Origin of the sequence: Brevibacterium sediminis, from assembly GCF_013623905.1 — a bacterium.
Lineage (GTDB): Bacteria > Actinomycetota > Actinomycetes > Actinomycetales > Brevibacteriaceae > Brevibacterium > Brevibacterium sediminis.
Genome location: NZ_JABKDD010000019.1, coordinates 28,410 through 49,013, shown reverse-complemented (window position 1 = coordinate 49,013; position 20,604 = coordinate 28,410). Strand labels below are relative to the sequence as shown.

Genomic DNA, 20,604 nt, shown 5'->3' with positions numbered 1-20,604 from the left:
ATGAAACACCTGATCACAGGCCGGAGAGCCACCTGGGCGGCCATCGGCATGGTCGGAGCACTGGCATTGTCCGGCTGTGGTGGTGCCGGCGGCAGCTCGGCCGGCGGCGGCGGCGACGAAGTCAACGTCCTCATGGTCAACAACCCGCAGATGCAGGACCTGCAGAAGCTCACGGCCGATCATTTCACCAAGGACACGGGCATCAAGGTCAACTACACCGTGCTGCCGGAGAACGAGGTGCGGGCGAAGATCGGCCAGGAGTTCGCCGCTCAGGCCGGCAACTACGACGTCGCCTCGATGTCGAACTACGAGATCCCGACCTACGCGAAGAACAAATGGCTCACCCCCATGGACGAAGGCGTCGTCGATGCCGAGGGCTTCGACCAAGACGACATCCTCGCCCCAATGGCCGAGTCGATGACGGTCGACGACCAGGTCTACGGTGAGCCGTTCTACGGTGAGGGCTCGTTCCTCATGTACCGCACGGACATCTTCGACAAGGCCGGCGTGGAGATGCCGGAGAATCCGACCTGGGACGAAGTCGCTAAGCTCGCTGCGAAGGTCGACGGTGCGGAGAAGGGCACGAAGGGCATCTGCCTGCGCGGACTGCCCGGCTGGGGCGAGATGTTCGCTCCGCTGACGACCGTGGTCAACACCTTCGGCGGAACCTGGTTCGACGAGAACTGGAACGCGCAGGTCGATTCCAAGGAATTCAAGGAAGCCACGAACTTCTACGTCGACCTCATCAAGGACCACGGCGAATCCGGAGCCCCGCAGGCCGGCTACACCGAGTGCCTGACGAACCTGCAGCAGGGCAAGGTCGCCATGTGGTACGACTCGACGGCCGCCACCGGAACCCTCGAGGCCGATGACTCTCCCGTCAAGGGCAAGATCGGCTACGTCGCGGCACCGGTGAAGGAAACGGAGTCGAGCTCCTGGCTCTACACCTGGGCATGGGGCATCCAGGCCGCAGGCAAGAACCAGGACGCGGCGAAGCAGTTCGTCGCCTGGGCCTCGTCGAAGGACTACGAGGAGACCGTCGCCGAGGAGCTCGGCTGGCAGCACGTGCCTGCCGGCAAGCGGACCTCGACCTATGAGAACCCCGAGTACCAGAAGGCCGCGAAGCCCTTCTACCAGCAGACCGAGGACGCCATCAACTCGGCCGATCCGGTCAGCCCCGGAGTCCAGCCGCGACCGACGCTGGGAGTCCAGTTCGTGACGATCCCCGAATTCGCCGACCTCGCCACGGGCATCTCCGAGGACGTCAGCTCCGCCATCGCCGGTCGGACGTCGGCCGATGCGGCCCTGAAGAAGGGCCAGAAGGAAGCCGAGAAGGTCGGAGACAAGTACAAGAAGTGACCGAGCGCCTCGGGGCGGGTGACGATCACCCTCCCCGAGGCGGCCCCGGCCCCATCCGCACCACCGCCCGACCGCACCACCACCTGACGAAGGATGTTCGAAGTGTCAGCTCCAGCCGCCGAGCGTGCATCGCAGCCGATCATGCCGCCGAAACCCCGTGCCAAGGACCGATGGCTCAAGCGCGCGCCCATGCTGCCGGCGCTGATCTTCGTCATCCTCGTCACCCAGATCCCGTTCGCGATCACGATCATCATCTCGTTCATGAACTGGAACGCCGCCTACCCCGATGACATCAGCTTCGGCACCGTCCAGAACTACGTCACCGTCTTCACCGATGCGAACCTGCTCAAGGCCGTCATCGTCACCGTCGGGCTCACGGTCGGCGTCGTGCTGGCCTCGGCTCTGCTGGGCCTGGGCATCGCGCTGCTGCTCGATCGGAAGTTCATCGGCCGCGGATTCGTCCGCACCCTGATGATCACCCCGTTCCTCGTCGTCCCCGTCGCCGCCGCGCTGCTGTTCAAACATGCGATCTTCAACCCCTCGTACGGCCTCATCAACGGGCTGCTGACCACCATGTTCGGAGAGAACGCCCCGCAACCGGATCTCATGACCTCGAACCCGCTGCTGGGCATCGGGATCGTCCTCGTCTGGCAGTGGACGCCGTTCATGATGCTCATCATGCTCGCCGGACTGCAGTCACGACCCATGGACGTCTACGAGGCGGCCCTCGTCGACGGCGCCGGACCCTGGCAGACCTTCCGCTTCATCACCCTGCCCCACCTGCGCCGATACATCGAACTCGCCGCACTGCTGGGCACCATCTACATCGTCCAGAACTTCGACATGGTCTTCACCATGACCTCCGGAGGGCTCGGCACCGCCACCCTGCCGTACGTCATCTACCAGGAGTTCTTCGTCGCCCAGGACTACGGAGTCGCCTCCGCCGTCGGCGTCATCGTCGTCATCGCCTCACTCATCACTGCGACCTTCGCCCTGCGCACCGCATCGACCCTGCTCAAGGAGGAGAACTCATGAGCACCCCCGACCTCACCGTGGATAACCACCCCGCACCCGGGGTGACCCCCACCCCGACCGAACCGGGCGGACCCGGTTCCGCAGAGCCGCCTCGGCGAAAGGCGAATGCACCGAGGCGGCCCGGCCAGGGGCGGGCGGGCAAGATCCTGCTCGGCCTGTTGGCCTGGTTCGTCGGACTCCTGTTCGTCTCACCTCTGCTGTGGATGCTGCTGACCAGCCTGCACGCGGAGACCGACGCCTCGACGAACCCGCCGAGCTACTTCGCTCCGCTGACGTTGGAGTCCTTCGTCAACTTCTTCGGCGGCGGCAACGGCGCGAACCCGTGGCCGTTCCTCATCAACTCAGCGGTCGCCGCGATCGTCTCGACGCTCATCGTCCTCGTCCTCTCCACGATGGCCGCGTACTCACTGGCGATCCGCCGTATCGAACGCTGGTCGGACGTGCTGTTCTTCCTCCTGTCGACGAAGATGCTGCCGATGGTTGCGGGCCTCCTGCCCGTCTACCTCGTCGCGAAATCCTTCGGCATCCTCGACACCTGGCTGCTGCTCATCATCATCTACTCGGCGATGAACATGCCGATCGCGGTGTGGATGATGCGCTCCTTCCTCGCCGAGGTGCCCGTCGAAGTCCTCGAAGCCGCCGAACTCGACGGCGCCCGCCTGCCGCGCGTCTTTCTGCAGATCCTGCTGCCGCTGACCGCACCCGGACTGGCCGCGACCGCCCTGATCTGCTTCATCTTCTCGTGGAACGAACTCCTCTTCGCCACCGTGCTCACCTCCACGGCGGCATCGACGGCACCCGTGTTCCTCACCAGCTTCGTCACCTCCCAGGGTCTGTTCCTGTCGCAGGTGTGCGCGGCCTCGCTCATCATCTCCGTGCCCGTGCTCGTGGCCGGAATCGCCGCCCAGGACAAACTCGTCCAGGGCCTGTCCATGGGAGCCGTCAAATGACCGCACCGACCACCGCGCTTTCCCTCAACACCCAGAACCTCGCCGAGGTGGCCGACCGCGGCATCGCCGTCCCCACCTATGATCGGTCGGCCGTGAGCCCCGGCATCGTCCACTTCGGAGTCGGCGGATTCCACCGCGCGCACATGGCGATGGTCCTCGACGACCTGCTCGGGGCTGGGCTCGCCGCCGACTGGGGGATCGTCGGAGCCGGAGTTCTGCCCCACGACGTGGCCATGCGCGATGCGCTCGCCGACCAGGACCACCTGTACACGCTGACTCTCAAACACGCCGACGGGGCCAAGGAACGTCGGGTGATCGGGTCGATCATCGACTACCGATTCGGGCCCGATGACCCTGCCGGACTGCTTAACCTGCTCACCGATGAGACGATCCGGATCGTCTCCCTGACCGTCACTGAGGGCGGATACAACGTCAACCCCGTCACCGGAGAGTTCATCACCGATGAGCCGACGATCGTCGCCGATGTCGAGGCGCTGCGGGCCGGTGAGCTGCCGGCCACCGTCTTCGGCTATGTCGTCTCCGCTCTGCGAGCACGACGTGAGGCCGGAATCGCACCGTTCACCGTGCAGTCGTGCGACAACATCTCGGAGAATGGCGATGTGGCGGCGAAGATGTTCTCTGCCTTCGCTCGCCTCGTCGATGCCGAACTCGCCGAGTGGATCGCCGAGTCAGTGGCGTTCCCGAACTCGATGGTCGACCGCATCACCCCGGCCACCACTGACGACGACCGTGCCGATCTGCTCACCGACACGGGCGTCACCGATGCCTGGCCGGTCGTCGCCGAGCCCTTCTTCCAGTGGGTGCTCGAGGACGATTTCACCTCTGGCCGTCCTCCCTATGAAGAGGCTCGAGTACAGGTCGTCGACGACGTTCAGCCCTATGAGCATATGAAGCTGCGCCTGCTCAACTCCGGGCATCAGGGGCTCGCGTACTTCGGCCTCCTCGGCGGATACACCTTCGCCCATGAGGCGATGGCGAACCCGGACATCCCCGTCTACCTGCGCCGATACATGGACGAGGAAGGCACACCGAGCCTGGCACCGCTGCCCGGAATCGACCTGGACGCCTACAAGGACTCACTCATCGAACGGTTCAGCAACCCGGAGATCCGCGACACCCTCGCCCGCCTCGGCGCAGAGTCGTCCGACCGGATCCCCAAATGGCTGCTGCCGGTCGTCAAGGACAACCTCGCCTCGGGCCACCCGATCGAGGTGGCCGCGGCGATCTGCGCCTCGTGGGCCCGGTATGCCGAAGGGCACGACGAATCCGGCGGTCGGTTCACCATCGTCGACCGCTATGCCGACGAACTGCAGTCGGTTGCCTCGACACAGGGCGAGGACCCGCTGGCCTTCGTCCGGCAGGAACAGTTCTTTGGTTGCCTCGCCGAGGAGCCGAGGTTCACCGAACCGTATCTCAAGGCACTGACATCGCTGCACGAACGGGGAGCGAAGGAGACCGCCCGCCGTCTGGCCGCTCACGAAGAACTCTGAACAGGCGTTGAGCAGGCGGGAACGTCTAGCATGGAGACATGTTGCGTTCTCGCCTGAGCCTCCTGGCCCTGACCACGACTCTCGCGCTCGTCGGCTGTTCCGGCGGAGCGTCAGCCCCCGAATCCTCCACGGCCGGACAGAAGTCCTCCACCGATTCGGGTTCTCAGACCCAAGCGCAGTCTGACAACCAGACCGAATCTTCCCTGGACAACCCCGCCGACGCCGATCCGGCCGACTTCAAGGACGAGGCCGCGGACATCGTCGGAGACTTCTCCGACGAGGAACTCGCCGGGTCCCTCATCATCGGCACCTGGGAAGGCACGGATACGCAGACCCCGGTGGACATGGTCAAGCAGAACCACCTCGGCGGGGTCATCGTCATGGGCTACAACCTGGCCGAGAACCCGACGAAGGACCAGGTCACGGAACTGACTGATCAGATCTCCGGGGCACGGACGAAGGGGCAGCCCGTATCGATCGGCGTCGACCAGGAAGGCGGCCCGGTGTCACGCCTCGGCACCGCCGCGCTGCCGTTCCCGCCGCTCATGGGCCTGGCCGCGACCGATGATTCCGATCTCATCACCGACGCCACGACCGTGCAGGGGCAGAACCTCACCGATCTGGGCTTCACCATCGACTTCGCTCCGGACTCCGACGTCACGGTCGGGCCGAAGGACAAAACGATCAACGTCCGCTCGGGCGGCACCGACCACGAGGATGTCGCCGAGGTCGTCGCCGACGCCGTCGAGGGATACCGGTCCGGTGGAGTGTCGAGCTCGGCGAAGCATTTCCCGGGGCACGGCCGGCTCGGCGTGGATTCGCACGAGAGCCTGCCGGTGTCGGAGAAGTCGATCGAGGAGATGGAGGACACGGACCTCCTGCCGTTCAAGTCCGCGGTCAAGGCCGGGGTGCCGATGGTGATGATGGGCCATATCGGTCTGCCCGATGCGAAGACGACGCCCGCGACGCTGAACAAGAAGGCCTACTCGGCGTTGCGGGAGACTCTCGACTATGACGGCGTCATCACCACGGATGCGCTGAACATGAAGGCCGTGCCGCAGAACCTCAAGGGCGGAGAGACGGTCAAGGCGCTCGCCGCTGGAGCCGATATCGCGCTCATGCCCCCGGATTCGGCGGCCGCGCAGAAGGCGATCGTCAAGGCGATGGGGGACGGGACGCTTGAGAAGAAGGACCTCGTCGAGAAGTCCGAACGCGTCGTCGCCGCACAGCTGGCCACCGCCGAGGCTCAGAAGAGCGTGCAGGCCGGGGACTCGGATGCGAAGGATCCGAAGAAGGTCCTCACCGAAGTCGCCGACAAGTCGCTGACCGTGCTCAAGGGCGAATGCTCCTTCACCGGGACCGATTCGATCTCGATCGTCGGCGGCAGCGACAAGGAGAAAGCAGCACTGAAGGAAGCAGCCGAGGCCGAGGACCTCACCGTCGGATCCGGTGGAACCTCCGTGAGTCTGAGCCCGTCGACCTCCGCCGAGGTGGCCGTGGGCACCGCTGCTCCGTGGACGATGCGCAGCACCGCGGCGAAGTCCGCCGTGACCGCGTACGACTCGAACCCGTATGCTCTGCGGGCCGTGGCGAAGTGGCTGAAAGGCGACCTCGAGGCATCGGGTCAGCTGCCTGCCGAATACGACGGCAGCGACAAAGCTCCCGAATGCGGGTGACAACTAGTCAGCTGCGATCATGGTCGTGAACGAGCGGCGAACATAAGAGATCCCCTCGCCAGCACTGTGCCGACGAGGGGAACTCTGTGTGTTCGGTTCCGGGGTGGGGCTCAGAGCACGCGGATGAACTGAGCACCCTGCTGGGTCATCCAGTCCACGCTGCGGTAGCTGGTGTTCACTCGAGTGTTGCCAGCGTCGTACATCATGCCGTCACCGGCGTAGATGCCGACGTGGCCCGGTGACCAGATGATATCTCCGGCCTTCGCCTCGGAAGCCGAGACGATCTGCCCGGCGCCCTTCTGCGCATCGGACGTGCGCGGCAGGTTCACGCCCACCTTGCCGTAGACGAATGAGGTGTAGCCGGAGCAGTCCCAGCCGCTGGTCGAAGTCCCGCCCAGCACGTACGGCGTGCCGACGTACTGCTTCGCGATGGCGATGACCTGCTCGGCCTTCGACCCGTCCGGGACCTTGACGTCGCCGGAGCCCGAGTCCGCGCCGTCGTCCTTGCTTTTGTCTTCGCCCGAATCGGCCGGACCCTCATCGCTGGTGCCGGCGGAGTCATCGTCCGAGGACTCGCTCGGCTCATCTTCGGGCTCCTCAGCGGGAGCCGGCTCGGCGACGGTCGTCTCCGGCTCTTCCTTCGGCTCGGGCTTCGGCTTCGGTTTGGGCTTTGGCTTGGGCGCGGCCTCGGCGGTGACGACGTCCGTGTCGACGGTGACTTCAGCTTCCTGATCACCCTTCTTCGACGCGCCGCCGGCATCGATGGTCGGTGTCTGGTTCTTGAACTCGACCGGCGCCTGCTTCTCGGACTCGGCTGCGACCTTCGCCTCGTCGTCGGCTCCCTGCCCGGCGGCGGGGAGGACTGCTGCGGTGAGCAGTCCGCCGCTGGCGGCGACGACTGCGGCACGGCGGCCGAATGCGCCGGAGTTTGCTGCGAGCAGTTCGCTCAGCTCGGTCAGTGGTGTCTTGGCCTTGGCGTTCGCGGCGCGGCGGCCGTGCTGCTTAGATGCCACGATTTCCTCTCGTTGCCTGTCTGAGTGTGACGATGTCCTCCACTGTAACGAATTCGTGATCTTCTGTCACGTTTTTGTTACAAAAGGATTCTCGGGCAGGTTCGAAGGCATAATCCCAGGTCAAAGGGGCAGTATGGACAAGAATGGCTGGTGGTGGGCTGTGATTCCGCCTGATTGCGACTGTGATTCAGCGCTCAGTCTCAGTCTTGAATAACGTTTCGTGACATTCGCGAGCCGCGATTCTTGGGTCGATCCGCGGCGTTATTCGCGGCCAAACCACCGTGGATCGACCCAAGAATGCCGTCGACGTTTTATCGCGCGCGGACGCGGTGGCGCGCACGTGCGGTGATGACTGAGCGTCAGGCTCCGGTGGTGACTGAGCGTCAGGAGCCGGTTTCGACCGGTCGGTTGGGATCGGATGACCAACCGGACCAGCTCGCGGGGTAGAGGCTGGCCTCGACGCCGAGGGTCGCCAGCGCCAGAGCGTTGTGGCAGGCGGTGACTCCCGAACCGCAGTACACGCCGACGGGACCATCGAGGGCGCCCAGTTCATCGAAGCGTTCGCGCAGCAGCGCCTCGGGCAGGAACGTCCCCGCGGGGACGTTGTCCGTGGCCGGGGCGCTCTTCGCTCCGGGAATGTGACCGGCCTGCGGATCGAGCGGTTCGGTCTCTCCGCGGAAGCGCTCACCGGCACGGGCATCGAGCAGGACTCCATCGAAACCGGCTGCCGCCTCGGCATCGATGACGGGCAGTCGACCCGGGCTGATCTCCACGGCACTCGGTGCGACCTCGGGGGAGTCGCCGGTCTCGAGCGTCCCGCCGGCGTCACGGAACGCTGCGAGCCCGCCGTCGAGGACTCGCGCGCTCAATCCCGCCCAGCGCAGCAGCCACCAGGCCCGGGCCGCTCCGAGGGAGGAGTTGTCGTCATAGACCACGACCTCGGTGCCTTCGTCGATGCCCCAGGAGCGCACCGTCTCCTGAAAGGCTTCGGGGCTCGGCAGCGGGTGGCGACCGGCCGTCGGATCGGTGGTGCCGTGGTCGGCGAGCTCCGTGTCGAGGTCGACATAGACGGCACCGGGGATGTGCCCGGCGGCGAAGTCCTCGCGGCCATCGGGCTTCGGCAGGGTCCAACGGACGTCGAGCAGCCTCGGCGCTGCGGAGTCGGCCATTCGGGTGAGCAGTTCATCGGCGCTGATGAGAACGTCGGAGCGGGACAATTCGATCTCCTTCACGGGCAGATATCTTCATGGGCAGGTTGAAGGGGTCACACAGGTTGGGTGAGGAGCACGACGTGCTTATCGCCGAGCCGGGTGAATACGATCGTGGCTTTGTCGCCCTTGGGCAGTTTGAGTTGGCGTCGGACCTGGTCGGGCACGATGTCGGCACCGCGTTTCTTGATCACGACCGAGCCGATTCCGCGGGAGACGAGCTCCTTGCGCAGACTCGGGACCTTCGCGGGCAGCACGTCGACGACTTCGTAGGAGGTGACGCCTGCGGCGGCCGGGCCGCTCGGTTCGACGTCGGTGGTCAGATACGCGATCTTCGGGTGGAGTCGGCGCGCCTGCAGCGGTGCACACAATGCGGCGACGAGTCCGGCGCGCACGATCGCCCCGTCGGGTTCGAGCAGATACTTCCCGAGCTCCCCGATGCCCGACTCGTCCTCACGAGGGAGATTGTGTTCATGGACGAGGAGGGTGCGTTCGCCCATGACGAGGGCTCCGCGGCCGGGGTGCTGCCTGGCTGCACCGAAGTAGAGGCAGACCTCGACGACCTCGCCGTTATGGGAGACCCACTGGGCTTCGGCGTCGTCGGGGACGAGGTCGTGGTCGAGTGCCGGGCCGAGCTTCACTCCGGCTGCCTTCGCCGTACTCGCCTTATCGATCACCCATGACAGAGAAGGGGAGAAGGCCTCGGGATCGGTGATGCGGGAGGTCGATCCGCGTTTGTCGGCCTTGCCGATGGTCCGCCGGGCCGGATCGAACCAGAGGGCATCGAATCCATCCAGGTCGACATCCTCGGCGCGAGTATGTTCGACGGCCGCATCGGGCAGGTGGCGGAGGTTGAAGGCGGCGATGGCAGCGGTGACCTCGTCGGCATCGACAGCCGAGACCTGCGCGCCCATTCCGGCGAAGGCGACCGAGTCCGCGCCGATCCCGCATCCGAGATCGGCGATGCGGAAGGACTCACCCTCGGCCACGTCGCCGATGAGGCGACGCGCATGATGAGCGGCGACCGGCAGCCGCGTGGCCTGGGCCAGTCCGTCGCGGGTGAAGAGCATGTCCTCCGCGAAGGGGCCGAGCTTCGCTGCCGCCTCCTGACGCAGCCGGGCCTGAGTGAGCAGGGCCGCAGTTACCTCGGCGGAGTAGCCCTCCTTGCGCAGGGCCGTGGACCGGGCGAGCTCATCGCCCTCGAGGGCGTCGAGGCGGTCAAGACGTTCGAGGACGGCGACGTCGAGCAGTTCGGTCAGTGTCTGCGGATCCATAGGCTTCACCCTATCGTCTGCGCGGTGAGGTCATTCCCTGCGCCGAGGAGGTCCACCCGAACCGCCGGGCCGCCGAGGTGATTGTGCGAGCCGACCGTTGCGGTAAGTTGTTGGCTGTGACGTTATTGACCGCCCGCGATATCCGCGAATTAGCCGCTGACATCGGTCTGCGCCCGACGAAGCAGAAGGGCCAGAACTTCGTCATCGACCCCAACACCGTGCGCTCGATCGTCACCGCCGCAGGGCTCGATGGGAACTCGAACGTCGTCGAGATCGGTCCGGGACTTGGTTCGCTCACCCTCGGCCTGCTCGAAGCCGGTCACAGGGTCACCGCGGTCGAGATTGACGAACTGCTCGCACAGAAGCTGCCGAGCACCGTCGACAGGTTCGCCGGCAGTGACGCACCGTTCCAGCTGGTCAACGCCGATGCACTCCGCGTCACGACGCTGACCACGCCGCAGCACACCACCAAAGCCGCGACCGACACGCCTGACGCCGGTGAGAACCAGCCCGATGCGCTCGTGGCGAACCTGCCCTACAACGTGGCCGTGCCCGTGCTGCTGCACTTCCTCGAGACCTTCCCGAGCCTGACAACCGTCCTCGTCATGGTCCAGCTCGAAGTCGCCGAACGGCTCGCCGCCGCCCCCGGCTCCCGCACCTACGGAGTCCCCAGCGTCAAAGCCCAGTGGTACGGGGACGTGCAGCTGGCGGGCAAGATCGGCAAGAACGTGTTCTGGCCGGCCCCGAACATCGACTCCGGACTAGTCCGCATCGACGTCACCCGCACCGACCGCGACCCGGCCGTGCGCAGCCGCCTCTTCACCCTCATCGACGCCGCTTTCGCCCAGCGCCGCAAGACCCTGCGCGCAGCCCTGTCCGGATGGGCCGGCAGCCCCCAGCAGTCCGAAGACCTGCTGGCGGCCGCCGGAATCGACCCGAAGACCCGCGGCGAGGCCCTCACCGTCGCCGACTTCCAACGCCTCGCCGCCGTTGCCGTCGACGACGGTGGCGCCTCCAACGGAGATGCCGCTGCACCGGCCCCGCCCGCCGAGGATCCCTCACCATGACCGTCCCGCTGCATCCGCGCATGACGATCCCGGCCCCGGTGAAAGTGCAGGCGCCGGGGAAGATCAACATCCACCTCGGTGTGGGTGCGGCGAACAACGGGTATCACGAACTCGCGACCGTATTCCAAGCGCTCAACCTCGGCGAGACCCTCACTCTCATTCCGGGCGGAACACGAACGATCATCGTCCAGGGCCGCTACGCGGATGCCGAGGTCCCACGCGATGAATCGAACTTCGCCAGACGCGCCGTCGACCTCCTCATCGCCGCGCTCGAGGGCGACCGGGATGTCGATGTGCTGCGCGACCTCGACATCGTCATCGACAAACAGGTGCCCGTGGCCGGCGGAATGGGCGGGGGATCGGCCGACGCGGCCGCCGCGCTCGTCGGAGCCGCTCACCTCGTCGGCGGAGTCGATGAGGCGATCCTCCACCAATGCGCGGTCGCCGTCGGGGCCGACGTCGCTTTCCTCCTGCGCGGAGGCACGGCCATCGGCCACGGTCGCGGGGAGAAGCTGAGCCCCGTGCTCACCCGCGGAACCTTCCACTGGGTGATGGCCACCTCGGCGTCGCCCCTGCCCACCCCGGACGTCTACGCCCGCTTCGACGAACTCAACCCCGACCCGGCACCCGTGACCGTCCCCGATCAGGTGCTCACGGCGCTCGCCGCCGGCGAACCGGACTCGCTCGCGGAATTCGCGGCGAACGATCTCACCGAGGCGGCCGTGTCCTTCATGCCCGAAATCGCCGAGGTGATGGAGGCCGGCCGGGACGCCGGCGCCGTCCTGCCCCTGCTCAGCGGGTCAGGGCCGACGATCGGCTTCCTCGCCCGCGACGCCCACCACGCCCTCGACCTCGCTGTGCTCCTGCAGGCTACGCGCGGCGTCAACGAAGCACTGCGCACCACCGGTCCCGCCCCCGGAGCGCATATCGTGGACGGCGGCTGACCGTGGGGGAGGAGAACCAGATCCCCGCCGAGGCGGCCGACAGTCCGAAATCGAGCCTGGAGAATCGCGGCAACCTCCATGAAACGCTGCGCGATCAGGTCGGACAGGACATCGTCTCCGGGCGGCTGGCCGCCGGGACGATCATCAAGGCCGAAGATCTGCGTGCCCGCTACGATGTGTCGCTGTCGGTGGTGCGCGAAGTCGTCCGAGTCCTCGAATCATTGGGCATGCTGCAGCCGATCCGTCGGGTCGGCCTCGTCGTGCTCGCGATGAGCGAATGGATGCTGCTCGACCCGCTCGTCATCCGCTGGAGGATGACCGAGGCGCCGGCGCGGCAGCTGCGGTCGTTGACGGAACTGCGAGTGGCCATCGAACCCGAAGCGGCCGGACTGGCCGCACAGTATGCCCCTGCAGAAGCCGCCGAGGAGATCATGGGTCTGGCCGCTCGGATGCGAGCCTCGGGCAGGCAGGGCGATGTCGAGGCGTTCCTCGAAGCCGATGTGGAATTCCACCGGGCAGTGCTCGGCGCCGGAGGCAACGAGCTCTTCGCCGCCTTCGACACCGTCATCGGCGAGATCCTCGCCGGCCGCACCGGAGCGGGACTGATGCCGAAGTTTCCGCACCCGGATGCCCTGCAATGGCACTTCGACGTCGCCGATGCCATCGGCGGGCAGGACCCGGCCCGGGCGAAGGACGCGATGGCGAAGATCGTGGCCAAAGCCGATGCGGAGATGGGCAGCGTCTGGGCCGACGAACCCCGGCACCCCAGCAATTGACGAAGGTGCCGAGGCGCCCGGGCGGCTGAGCACCGGCCTCAGAACAGGCTGACGACTCCGTAGAGGGCGAGGCTGAGCAGGAATCCGACGGTGCCGAGCAGCGTCTCGGCGACGGTCCAGGTCTTCAGCGTCGTCTTCGTATCCATCCCGAAGAAGCGGGACACCAGCCAGAAGCCGGAGTCGTTGACGTGGCTGGCGAAGACCGAACCGGCGGCCAGCGACAGCACGATCGCCACGACCTGCAGGCTCGAGAAGTCCGGATTGCCGACGACGATCGGCTGGACCAGTGCCGCCGCGGTCGTCAGCGCCACCGTCGCCGAACCCTGTGCGATACGCACGATCGCGGCGATGACGAAGCCGGCGACGATGACGGGCAGGCCGAGGGCAGCCAGCGAATCGGCCAGGGAATCGCCGATGCCGCTGGCACGCAGCACTCCGCCGAACATGCCGCCGGCACCGGTGATGAGGATGATCGAGCACACCGGGCCGAGCGCGGAGTCGACGACGGTCTCGATGAGCGACTGGTCCTTCTTCTGCTTCCAGCCGAGCAGCCACATGGCGATGACGACGGTGATGAGCAGGGCGATCGGCGTCTCTCCGAGCAGTCGCAGGGAGCTGATGCCCACCGATTCGATATCGACCCACCCTGCTTCACCGGCGAAGTTCAGCCCGGTGTTGAGGAAGATGAGCACGAGAGGCAGGACGAGGAGGAAGATGACGTGGCCGAGCTTCGGGCGCGAGGCGAAATCTTTGAAGTTGTCGTCCTTCCCGGCCGAAAGGACCGTCGGGACCGGGACGTCGATGCGTTTGCCGATGATGAGCCCGAACAGATACCCGGTGAGGTACCAGGAGGGGATGGCGATGATGATTCCGCAGATGAGGACGAGGCCGACGTTCGCGCCGAGCAGTCCGGAGGCTGCGACAGGGCCGGGGTGCGGGGGTACGAAGATGTGCATGGCGGAGAATGCCATGGCCGCAGGCATCGCGTAGAGCAGCAGAGACCCGCCGAGGCGGCGCGCGATCGTGAAGATGATCGGCAGCATGACGACGAGGCCGGCGTCGAAGAAGATCGGGAAGCCGAAGAGCAGCGAGGTCACGCCGAGGGCGAAGGGTGCGCGCTTCTCACCGAAGAGGCGGATGAGGGCGTCGGTGAGCACCTCGGCGCCGCCGGAGAGTTCGAGCATCCGCCCGAGCATCGCACCGAGTCCGACGAGCAGAGCCACACTGGCCAGGGTGGATCCGAAGCCGTCGTAGAGGACGTCGATGAGGTCGCCGGGCATGATGCCGGCGGCCAGTGCTGTGATCACTGAGACGATGACGAGGGCGATGAAGGCGTGGACGCGTGCCTTGATGATGAGCAGGAGCAGCACGGCGATCGCCGCGGCTGCGATTCCCAGCAGGGCCGGAGTCGGCAGGGTCCAGGCCAATTCGAGTTCGGTCATTGTTCCTCTTCCTTGAGGTCAGATGGATGGGCGGACGGTGGACGGGAAGATCATGCGTTCAGCCGCTTTACGGATTCGAGGATCGCATTCAGAACCTCGGGAATCGACCGGTCGACGTCGACGGTGGCGTGAGCTTCCTCGGCAGCGAGCGGTTCGAGGGTGGCCAGCTGCGAATCGAGCAGATCGGGAGACATGAACTCGTGGTCGCGGCGGGCCAGATGGTCGGCGATGACCTCGCGAGGACCGTCGAGGTGGATGAAGACGAGTGAGGGTGCCGACCTGCGCAGCAGGTCACGGTAGGTGCGCTTGAGCGCGGAGCACGCGATGACCGGGGCCGGGGTGCGGGCGGCCTCGACGGCGACGCTGTTGAGCCAGGGGGAGCGATCCTCATCCGTGAGCGGCACCCCGGAACTCATCTTCGCTTTGTTCGCCGCGGAGTGCAGATCGTCGGCGTCGACGAATCGACGGTCGAGGGCGTGCGCCACCTGCGCGCCGAGGACGGTTTTGCCGGTTCCCGAGACACCCATGATGACGAGCGGTGGAAGGAAAGGGCTGTGACCCATAACCGAAACCTCTCGATAAAATATGAAGAAATATCTATAATCAGTTATTAAAACAGATTTATTGCACCGTAGTGCTGGTGGGAAGCGACTGTCAACACTGCTGATCACAGGGAAGAAGGATGCTCATGAAGGCCGATGTCGCGGTGATCGGAACCGGCGTGATGGGGTCGAATCTCGCCCGCAACCTCGCCCGTGAGTCGGGCCGCCGAGTGGCCGTCTACGACCGCGACGTCGAGCGCGCCCAGAACCTGGCGCAGGACTTCCCGGAGGCGGACTTCCTCGTCGCCGCCGACCCGACCGACCTGGCCGGGAAGCTCAACCAACCACGAGTGGCGATCCTCATGGTCAATGCCGGAGGCGCCACGGATGCGGCGATCGGCGATCTCGCCGAGGCGTTCGCCCCCGGAGACATCATCGTCGACGGCGGCAACTCCCACTTCCGGGACACGATCGCCCGCGGGACCCGACTCGAGGGCACCGGCATCGAGTTTGCCGGGGTCGGCATCTCCGGGGGAGAGGTCGGCGCCCTGCTCGGACCCTCCCTCATGGTCGGCGGATCGGAGACCGCATGGCAGCGCCTGCGTCCCCTGCTCGACCCCATTGCTGCGAAAGTCGGAGACGAGGTCTGCGTCGATCACATCGGCACCGACGGGGCCGGGCACTTCGTCAAGATGGTCCACAACGGCATCGAATACGCCGATATGCAGCTCATCAGCGAGGCCTTCACCCTCCTGCGCGACGGCCTGGGCATGACACCGCCCGAGATCGCAGAAGTCTTCGCCGACTGGAACACCGGAGAGCTCGAGTCCTACCTCATCGAGATCACCGCCGACGTCCTCGACCACGTCGATGAGGCGACGGGCCGGCCGTTCGTCGACATCGTCGCCGACGCCGCGAAGGCCAAGGGCACGGGTGCGTGGACGGCGCAGGTCGGACTCGATCTCGGGGTTTCGGTGCCCACCATCGCCGAGGCGGTCTTCTCCCGTTCGCTGTCATCCGCGGTCGATCTGCGCGCTCAGGGACTCCGCTTGGCCGGTCCCCGTCCCGTCGCTGAATCGTCGTCGTTGTCTCCGGACGAGCGTGCGGCTCGCATCGAGGAGATCGGCGAGGCCCTGCTGCTGGGCAAGGTGATGGCCTACGTCCAGGGCTTCCACGAGATCGCGGTCGGGGCAGCCGAACACGGATGGGACATCGACCTCGGGGCGCTCGCCGGAATCTGGCGGGCCGGGTGCATCATCAGGGCCCGCCTGCTCGATCGAATCGTCGAGGCCTTCGACGTACCGACTCCGCCCGAGAACCTGCTGGCCGCCGACTTCGTCCGCGAGGTCGCCGACCGCTGCCAGGAATCCCTGCGGACGACCGTGGTCGAGGCCATCGGTCACGGAATCGCCGTGCCTGGACTGTCCTCGACGCTGGCCTACTTCGACGGACTGCGCACCGAGGCGGGCAGTGCCGCCCTCATCCAAGCCCAACGCGATCGCTTCGGTTCGCACACCTACGCACGCACCGACCGTCCCGGGACTTTCCATACCCTGTGGTCGGGGGATCGGGGCGAAGTCGAAGTCTGATCGTCGGGCCGCCTCGGTGATGGTCGACCGGAACGACGGGGCCGCCTCGGTGCGGGGTGAAACTGACGTTCGGCCGCCTCGGCGAGGGTCGCTGCGGTCTCACTGATCGACTCCGGTGGCCCGGATGGCGGACTGTCGATATGTTAGAGCCATGACTTTGCCACACGAAGATGTTGACCCGGACGGACTGCTCGAATACTCGGTGGTCTTCACCGACCGATCGCTCAACCACATGTCGCAGCGGTTCGTGTCCGTGATGCAGGAGATCAACCGGATCCTGCGCTCGGCCTACGACGCCGATTCCGCTGCCATCGTCCCCGGCGGCGGCAGTTACGCCATGGAATCCGTTGCCCGTCAGGTCGCCACCGGCAAGAAGGCGCTGATCGTGCGCAACGGTCTGTTCTCCTTCCGCTGGTCGCAGATCCTCGACGCCGGAGCCATCGCCTCGGAGACGACCGTGCTCAAGGCCTCCGCGGACAGTGCCGAGCACCAGTCGCCGTGGTCGCCGGCCCCCGTCGCCGAGGTGGTCGCCGCCATCGAGCGCGAGAAGCCCGCTGTCGTGTTCGCTCCCCACGTCGAGACCGCCTCGGGGATGCTCCTGCCCGATGACTACGTCCGCCAGGTTTCCGAGGCCGTGCACTCGGTCGGCGGAATCTTCGTTCTCGACTGCATCGCCTCGGGCGCGGTGTGGGCATCGATGACCGATCTCGGGGTCGATGTGCTCATCTCCGCTCCGCAGAAGGGGTGGAGCGGATCGCCGTGCGCCGGCTACGTCATGCTCAGCAAGGCCGGCCGCGCTGCCGTGGAGGCGTCCACCTCGACGAGCTTCGCGATGGACCTGAAGAAGTGGCTGTTCATCGCCGACGAATACGAAGAAGGCCGTGCGCCCTACCATGCGACGATGCCCACCGATGCTCTGGCGCACAATGCCAAGCTCATGGTCGAAAGCGAGGAGCGCGGCTTCGATAAGCTCGCCGCCGCGCAGGCCGAACTCGGACAGCGCGTGCGCGCGGTCTTCGCCGAACGCGGACTGCCCTCGGTGGCTTCGGACGAGTTCGCCTCGCCGAGCGTGGTCGTCGTCCACACCGACAATCCGAAGCTCGCGACCGGTGCCAGCTTCAAAGAAGTCGGTGTGCAGATCGCTGCCGGCGTGCCGCTGCAGTGCGATGAGCCCGAGGACTTCTCGAGTTTCCGCATCGGCCTGTTCGGTCTCGACAAGCTCGGCGACATCGACGGCACGATCGCGCGGCTCGAGGCCGCTCTCGACTCGATCGGCGTGACCGCAGAAGCCTGAGCACACACGCGCCGTAACCGGCACTGCCTACAGGCAGAACGCCGGGAAGCATCACGCACCGCCAATGCCACTGCCTACCGGTAGTCGGAGCACATACAGTCAGCGCCATAACCTCCCGTTGCAACGAGGGGTTATGGCGCTGACTGTATGTGGTGGCCCTGACAGTGAGGGGTGCTCAGAACGCTCGTTCGCCTAGCTGTGAGCGATTCTCCCGAGCCTCAGGCAGTGTCTCCGAGGGCCACGACGTTGTCGGCGAGCCGTTCGTTGCTGCCGTACATGAAGTGGTTGGCCATGTTCTCGGAGAAGCGGCTCGCATCGGTGGTCAGTCCGACCGCCTCGGCGACCTCGCGGATGTGCATCGGGGTCGCGCCGCAGCACACTCCGATGTAGTTGACGCCCAGGTCGTAGGCTTCCTTGGCGAACGCGCCGATCTCGTAGCGGTTGGTCTGCAGGGGATCAAGAGCGGTGGGGAACGTGCGTCCGTGCGGGGAGGCCACCTCGGCGCGGGGGTCGGAGAGGTTGAAGAACGTCGGCTCCTCCTCAGTGGTGCGGTAGGGGATCGGCAGGGCGCCGACGTGACAGGACACGGCCGCGCGGATCTCCCCCAGCCACGGCAACATGGTCGCGGGACCGCGGAAGCAGTTGAGGCCGACGACGTCGACGCCGAGCTGTTCGAGCCGCTGCGCGGTCTCGACGATCCCGACCCCGTCGGCCATCTCCTGGAAGGCCATCGGGGCGAGGGTGAGGACGACGGGCAGTCCGCTGGCCTTGGCGATCTCGGCGGCGGCGATGGCCTCACCAGCGAAGTAGAAGGTCTCGCCGATGATGAGGTCGGCACCTTCCTCGACCGCCCAGGCGACCATTTCGGCGAACATGGCTCGCACCTCGGACTGCTTGGACTCGTCGGCGGGGTCCCAGATGTTCGAGTTCGAAATGTTGCCGGCCATGAAGTTCCCGGGCTTGGCGTCGGCTACCGACCGGGCGATCTGGAGGGCGGCGCGGTTGAGCGGTTCGAGCAGATCTTCCTTGCCGATAACGCGCATCTTCTCGCGGTGCCCGTTGTAGGTGAAGGCCTCGACGATGTCGGAGCCGGCCCGCTGGAAGTCGACGTGGAGGGAGCGCAGGGCGTCGGGGAACTCGAGGGCCACCTCGGGGACGAACTCGCCGGCGGACAGATATCCGCGCTTCTCGAGCTCGAACAAAAAGCCTTCCGCGCAGATCACGGGGCCGGCGTCGAGGCGTTGGGTCAGGGCGTTGGTCGCGGTCATGGATGCTCTCCGATTCGATGATGTGGTCGAGCCCGGGGGAGCGGCCCGACCCTGGGTATCTCACCATCAAATGGCGCAGCGAGGTCCGTCACATCGACATAAATCGACGCTGATTGCCACGAAAGGACACGGCCCACGCCGAGGCGGCCCGATCGTCAGCCTGCATCGCAGGGTTCCGCTGCGGCCCGGTAAGGACAGTGACCGCCGAGGCGGTCCGATCGTCAGCGGTGCTCGTCGCCGCTGAGATAGACCGGCAGCCGACGGTAGCGCACTGCTCGCTGGGCGGCGCCGGCGGGAACTTCCTGGGTGGTTTCGTAGGTGGCGTTGTTCTGCGGAACCTCGTGCGAACCCGGCAGCGGATACGGCTCGCCCGCAACCGGCGCGGGGGAGGCGAAGGACTGCTGCTGACCCGGGTGCTGTTCGTAGCCGGGGGAGTGCTGGTAGCCGACTCCGGGCATGGGCTGCAGGCCGAGTCCCTGCCGGTCCGGTCCGTCGCCCTCGCTGTAGGTGTCGCCGGGGTGATAGGTGTCGCCGGGACTGACGGCATCTCCACGACGACCTCGCTCTCCGCGACCTCGCCCGCTGCGACGGTCGGAGGCCTCCGGCCGGAGGAAGGGGAACGGTTTGAGCAGCAGGCCGGTGACGGTCGAGGACCACCAGCGCAGGGCGCGTTCGAAGGGCGACCAGGCGAGCAAGCCCGTCCAGACGACGGCCAGGGCCACACAGATGAGCAGGACGACGGCGTCGTGGAGGACGTTGCGGCTGTCGTCGAGGACCGGCTGCAGGGCGCGGACGACGAATCCGTGGAGGATGTAGACGGCGAGGCTGTTCTTGCCGATCGTCGCGATCGTGTCCTTGGTATTGCTCAACCAGGACAGAAGGGCCAGCGTCAGCAGCACCGCTCCGATGTCGACGATGAGTCGCAGTCCCACGCCTTCGGGAACGCTGACGTCGAAGTGGGCGAAGTTGAGGCTGCCGTAGAGCCAGTTGTAGTCGACCTGGTCGAGGAAGAAATATCCGACGGCCGCGAGGGCAGCGGCACTGAGACAGAGTTTCTGCCAGATCGCGAGGCTGCCCGCCCAGTCGATGATCTGCTTGCCGTAGAGCTTGCCGATGACGAAGAACGGCCAGAACGCCATCGTCCGAGCCGCGGAGAGTTCGGTGTCGAGGACCGGCAGCAATCCGCCGAAGAGCCCGACGACCAGAGAAGCGACGAGCATCGTGCGCGGGAATCGCTCGATGAAGGGGACCGTGATCATCCACCACGCCATCGACAGCAGGAACCACGTGTACCAGAACGGTCGGAGGAAGTCGTAGTCGGGATTGAGCCCGAAGAGCCACATCCACCCCCACATGAGCGGCAGCACCGTGGCGAGGAGGACGAAGTAGGTCAGAACCCGTTCGGCCAGTTTGTTCGACTTCGCCGTGATGCCGGCAAGGAAGACGAACGCCGGCATGTGGAACATGTAGATGAAGTACATCGGTGCGCCCAGGATCGGCGACTCCCATGGGGAGGTCCTGGCGAGGAGGTGGCCCAGAACCACCAGGAAGATGAGTATTCCCTTGGCGCGGTCGATGCGATAGTCCCGTGATGACACGCCGATACACTACCGCACCCGGCAGGCTTTGGGGAAAGTTCAGACCGTCGCCGAGGCG

Annotated in this window: 17 protein-coding genes; 10 read left to right on the top strand and 7 right to left on the bottom strand. The window is 66.1% G+C overall.

Features of this window, described 5'->3' with window-relative positions:
• The 5 genes from HK108_RS16860 (at nt 1) to HK108_RS16840 (ending at nt 6,531) form a co-directional block, all read left to right on the top strand.
• Nucleotides 1–1,359 (top strand): ABC transporter substrate-binding protein, encoded by a 1,359-nt coding sequence (locus HK108_RS16860; RefSeq protein ID WP_139908674.1) that lies wholly within the window; start codon nt 1–3, stop codon nt 1,357–1,359.
• A gap of 93 nt (nt 1,360–1,452) precedes the next feature.
• On the top strand, nt 1,453–2,394 hold the full coding sequence (locus HK108_RS16855; RefSeq protein ID WP_373284096.1) for a carbohydrate ABC transporter permease: 942 nt from the start codon (nt 1,453–1,455) through the stop codon (nt 2,392–2,394).
• On the top strand, nt 2,391–3,344 hold the full coding sequence (locus HK108_RS16850; protein WP_229664234.1) for a carbohydrate ABC transporter permease: 954 nt from the start codon (nt 2,391–2,393) through the stop codon (nt 3,342–3,344). Before HK108_RS16855 ends, HK108_RS16850 begins: the two co-directional genes overlap by 4 nt.
• Nucleotides 3,341–4,855: a mannitol dehydrogenase family protein gene (locus HK108_RS16845; RefSeq protein WP_181272355.1), complete on the top strand. Its 1,515-nt coding sequence runs from the start codon at nt 3,341–3,343 to the stop codon at nt 4,853–4,855. The genes HK108_RS16850 and HK108_RS16845 overlap by 4 nt, the downstream gene beginning before the upstream one ends.
• A 38-nt stretch (nt 4,856–4,893) precedes the next feature.
• On the top strand, nt 4,894–6,531 hold the full coding sequence (locus tag HK108_RS16840) for a glycoside hydrolase family 3 N-terminal domain-containing protein (RefSeq protein ID WP_229664233.1): 1,638 nt from the start codon (nt 4,894–4,896) through the stop codon (nt 6,529–6,531).
• Nucleotides 6,532–6,641: 110 nt separating this feature from the next.
• On the opposite strand, the gene HK108_RS16835 is transcribed toward HK108_RS16840, so the two are convergent.
• From HK108_RS16835 to HK108_RS16825, 3 genes are all read right to left on the bottom strand, one after another.
• Nucleotides 6,642–7,544, bottom strand: coding sequence for a C40 family peptidase (locus HK108_RS16835; protein WP_172170858.1), 903 nt, complete (start codon nt 7,542–7,544; stop codon nt 6,642–6,644).
• 383 nt (nt 7,545–7,927) lie between these two features.
• Entirely contained in the window at nt 7,928–8,761 is an 834-nt protein-coding gene (locus HK108_RS16830) for a sulfurtransferase (RefSeq protein ID WP_139468449.1), read from the bottom strand.
• 47 nt (nt 8,762–8,808) lie between these two features.
• Nucleotides 8,809–10,026 (bottom strand): class I SAM-dependent methyltransferase, encoded by a 1,218-nt coding sequence (locus HK108_RS16825; RefSeq protein WP_181272354.1) that lies wholly within the window; start codon nt 10,024–10,026, stop codon nt 8,809–8,811.
• Between the two features lie 116 nt (nt 10,027–10,142).
• On the opposite strand from HK108_RS16825, the gene rsmA reads away from it, so the two are divergent.
• The 3 genes from rsmA to HK108_RS16810 are packed head-to-tail and all read left to right on the top strand — an operon-like array spanning nt 10,143 to nt 12,813.
• Complete coding sequence (gene rsmA / locus HK108_RS16820) at nt 10,143–11,093, top strand: 16S rRNA (adenine(1518)-N(6)/adenine(1519)-N(6))-dimethyltransferase RsmA (protein ID WP_181272353.1); 951 nt, start codon at nt 10,143–10,145, stop codon at nt 11,091–11,093.
• A complete protein-coding gene (locus tag HK108_RS16815) occupies nt 11,090–12,037 on the top strand; it encodes a 4-(cytidine 5'-diphospho)-2-C-methyl-D-erythritol kinase (RefSeq protein WP_229664232.1) in 948 nt (315 codons plus the stop codon). The genes rsmA and HK108_RS16815 overlap by 4 nt, the downstream gene beginning before the upstream one ends.
• Before the next feature lie 2 nt (nt 12,038–12,039).
• The gene (locus HK108_RS16810; RefSeq protein WP_229664231.1) at nt 12,040–12,813 is read left to right on the top strand and encodes a FadR/GntR family transcriptional regulator; all 774 of its coding nucleotides are present in this window, start codon (nt 12,040–12,042) and stop codon (nt 12,811–12,813) included.
• 38 nt (nt 12,814–12,851) lie between these two features.
• On the opposite strand, the gene HK108_RS16805 is transcribed toward HK108_RS16810, so the two are convergent.
• Both HK108_RS16805 and HK108_RS16800 read right to left on the bottom strand, forming a co-directional pair.
• The gene (locus HK108_RS16805) at nt 12,852–14,255 is read right to left on the bottom strand and encodes a GntP family permease (protein ID WP_139908669.1); all 1,404 of its coding nucleotides are present in this window, start codon (nt 14,253–14,255) and stop codon (nt 12,852–12,854) included.
• A 50-nt stretch (nt 14,256–14,305) separates the two neighbouring features.
• Nucleotides 14,306–14,818 carry a gluconokinase gene (locus HK108_RS16800; protein ID WP_229664230.1) on the bottom strand — a complete coding sequence of 171 codons (513 nt, stop codon included), beginning with the start codon at nt 14,816–14,818 and terminating at the stop codon, nt 14,306–14,308.
• A gap of 125 nt (nt 14,819–14,943) precedes the next feature.
• On the opposite strand from HK108_RS16800, the gene gnd reads away from it, so the two are divergent.
• Both gnd and HK108_RS16790 read left to right on the top strand, forming a co-directional pair.
• Complete coding sequence (gene gnd / locus HK108_RS16795) at nt 14,944–16,386, top strand: NADP-dependent phosphogluconate dehydrogenase (RefSeq protein WP_181272352.1); 1,443 nt, start codon at nt 14,944–14,946, stop codon at nt 16,384–16,386.
• Between the two features lie 151 nt (nt 16,387–16,537).
• Complete coding sequence (locus tag HK108_RS16790) at nt 16,538–17,680, top strand: pyridoxal-phosphate-dependent aminotransferase family protein (protein ID WP_181272351.1); 1,143 nt, start codon at nt 16,538–16,540, stop codon at nt 17,678–17,680.
• Nucleotides 17,681–17,898: 218 nt separating this feature from the next.
• Here the strand turns inward: HK108_RS16790 and HK108_RS16785 are convergent, their stop codons facing one another.
• Nucleotides 17,899–18,948, bottom strand: coding sequence for a homocysteine S-methyltransferase family protein (locus tag HK108_RS16785; protein WP_139908665.1), 1,050 nt, complete (start codon nt 18,946–18,948; stop codon nt 17,899–17,901).
• 221 nt (nt 18,949–19,169) lie between these two features.
• Entirely contained in the window at nt 19,170–20,546 is a 1,377-nt protein-coding gene (locus HK108_RS16780; protein WP_181272350.1) for an acyltransferase family protein, read from the bottom strand.
• Between the last annotated feature and the right edge of the window lie 58 nt (nt 20,547–20,604).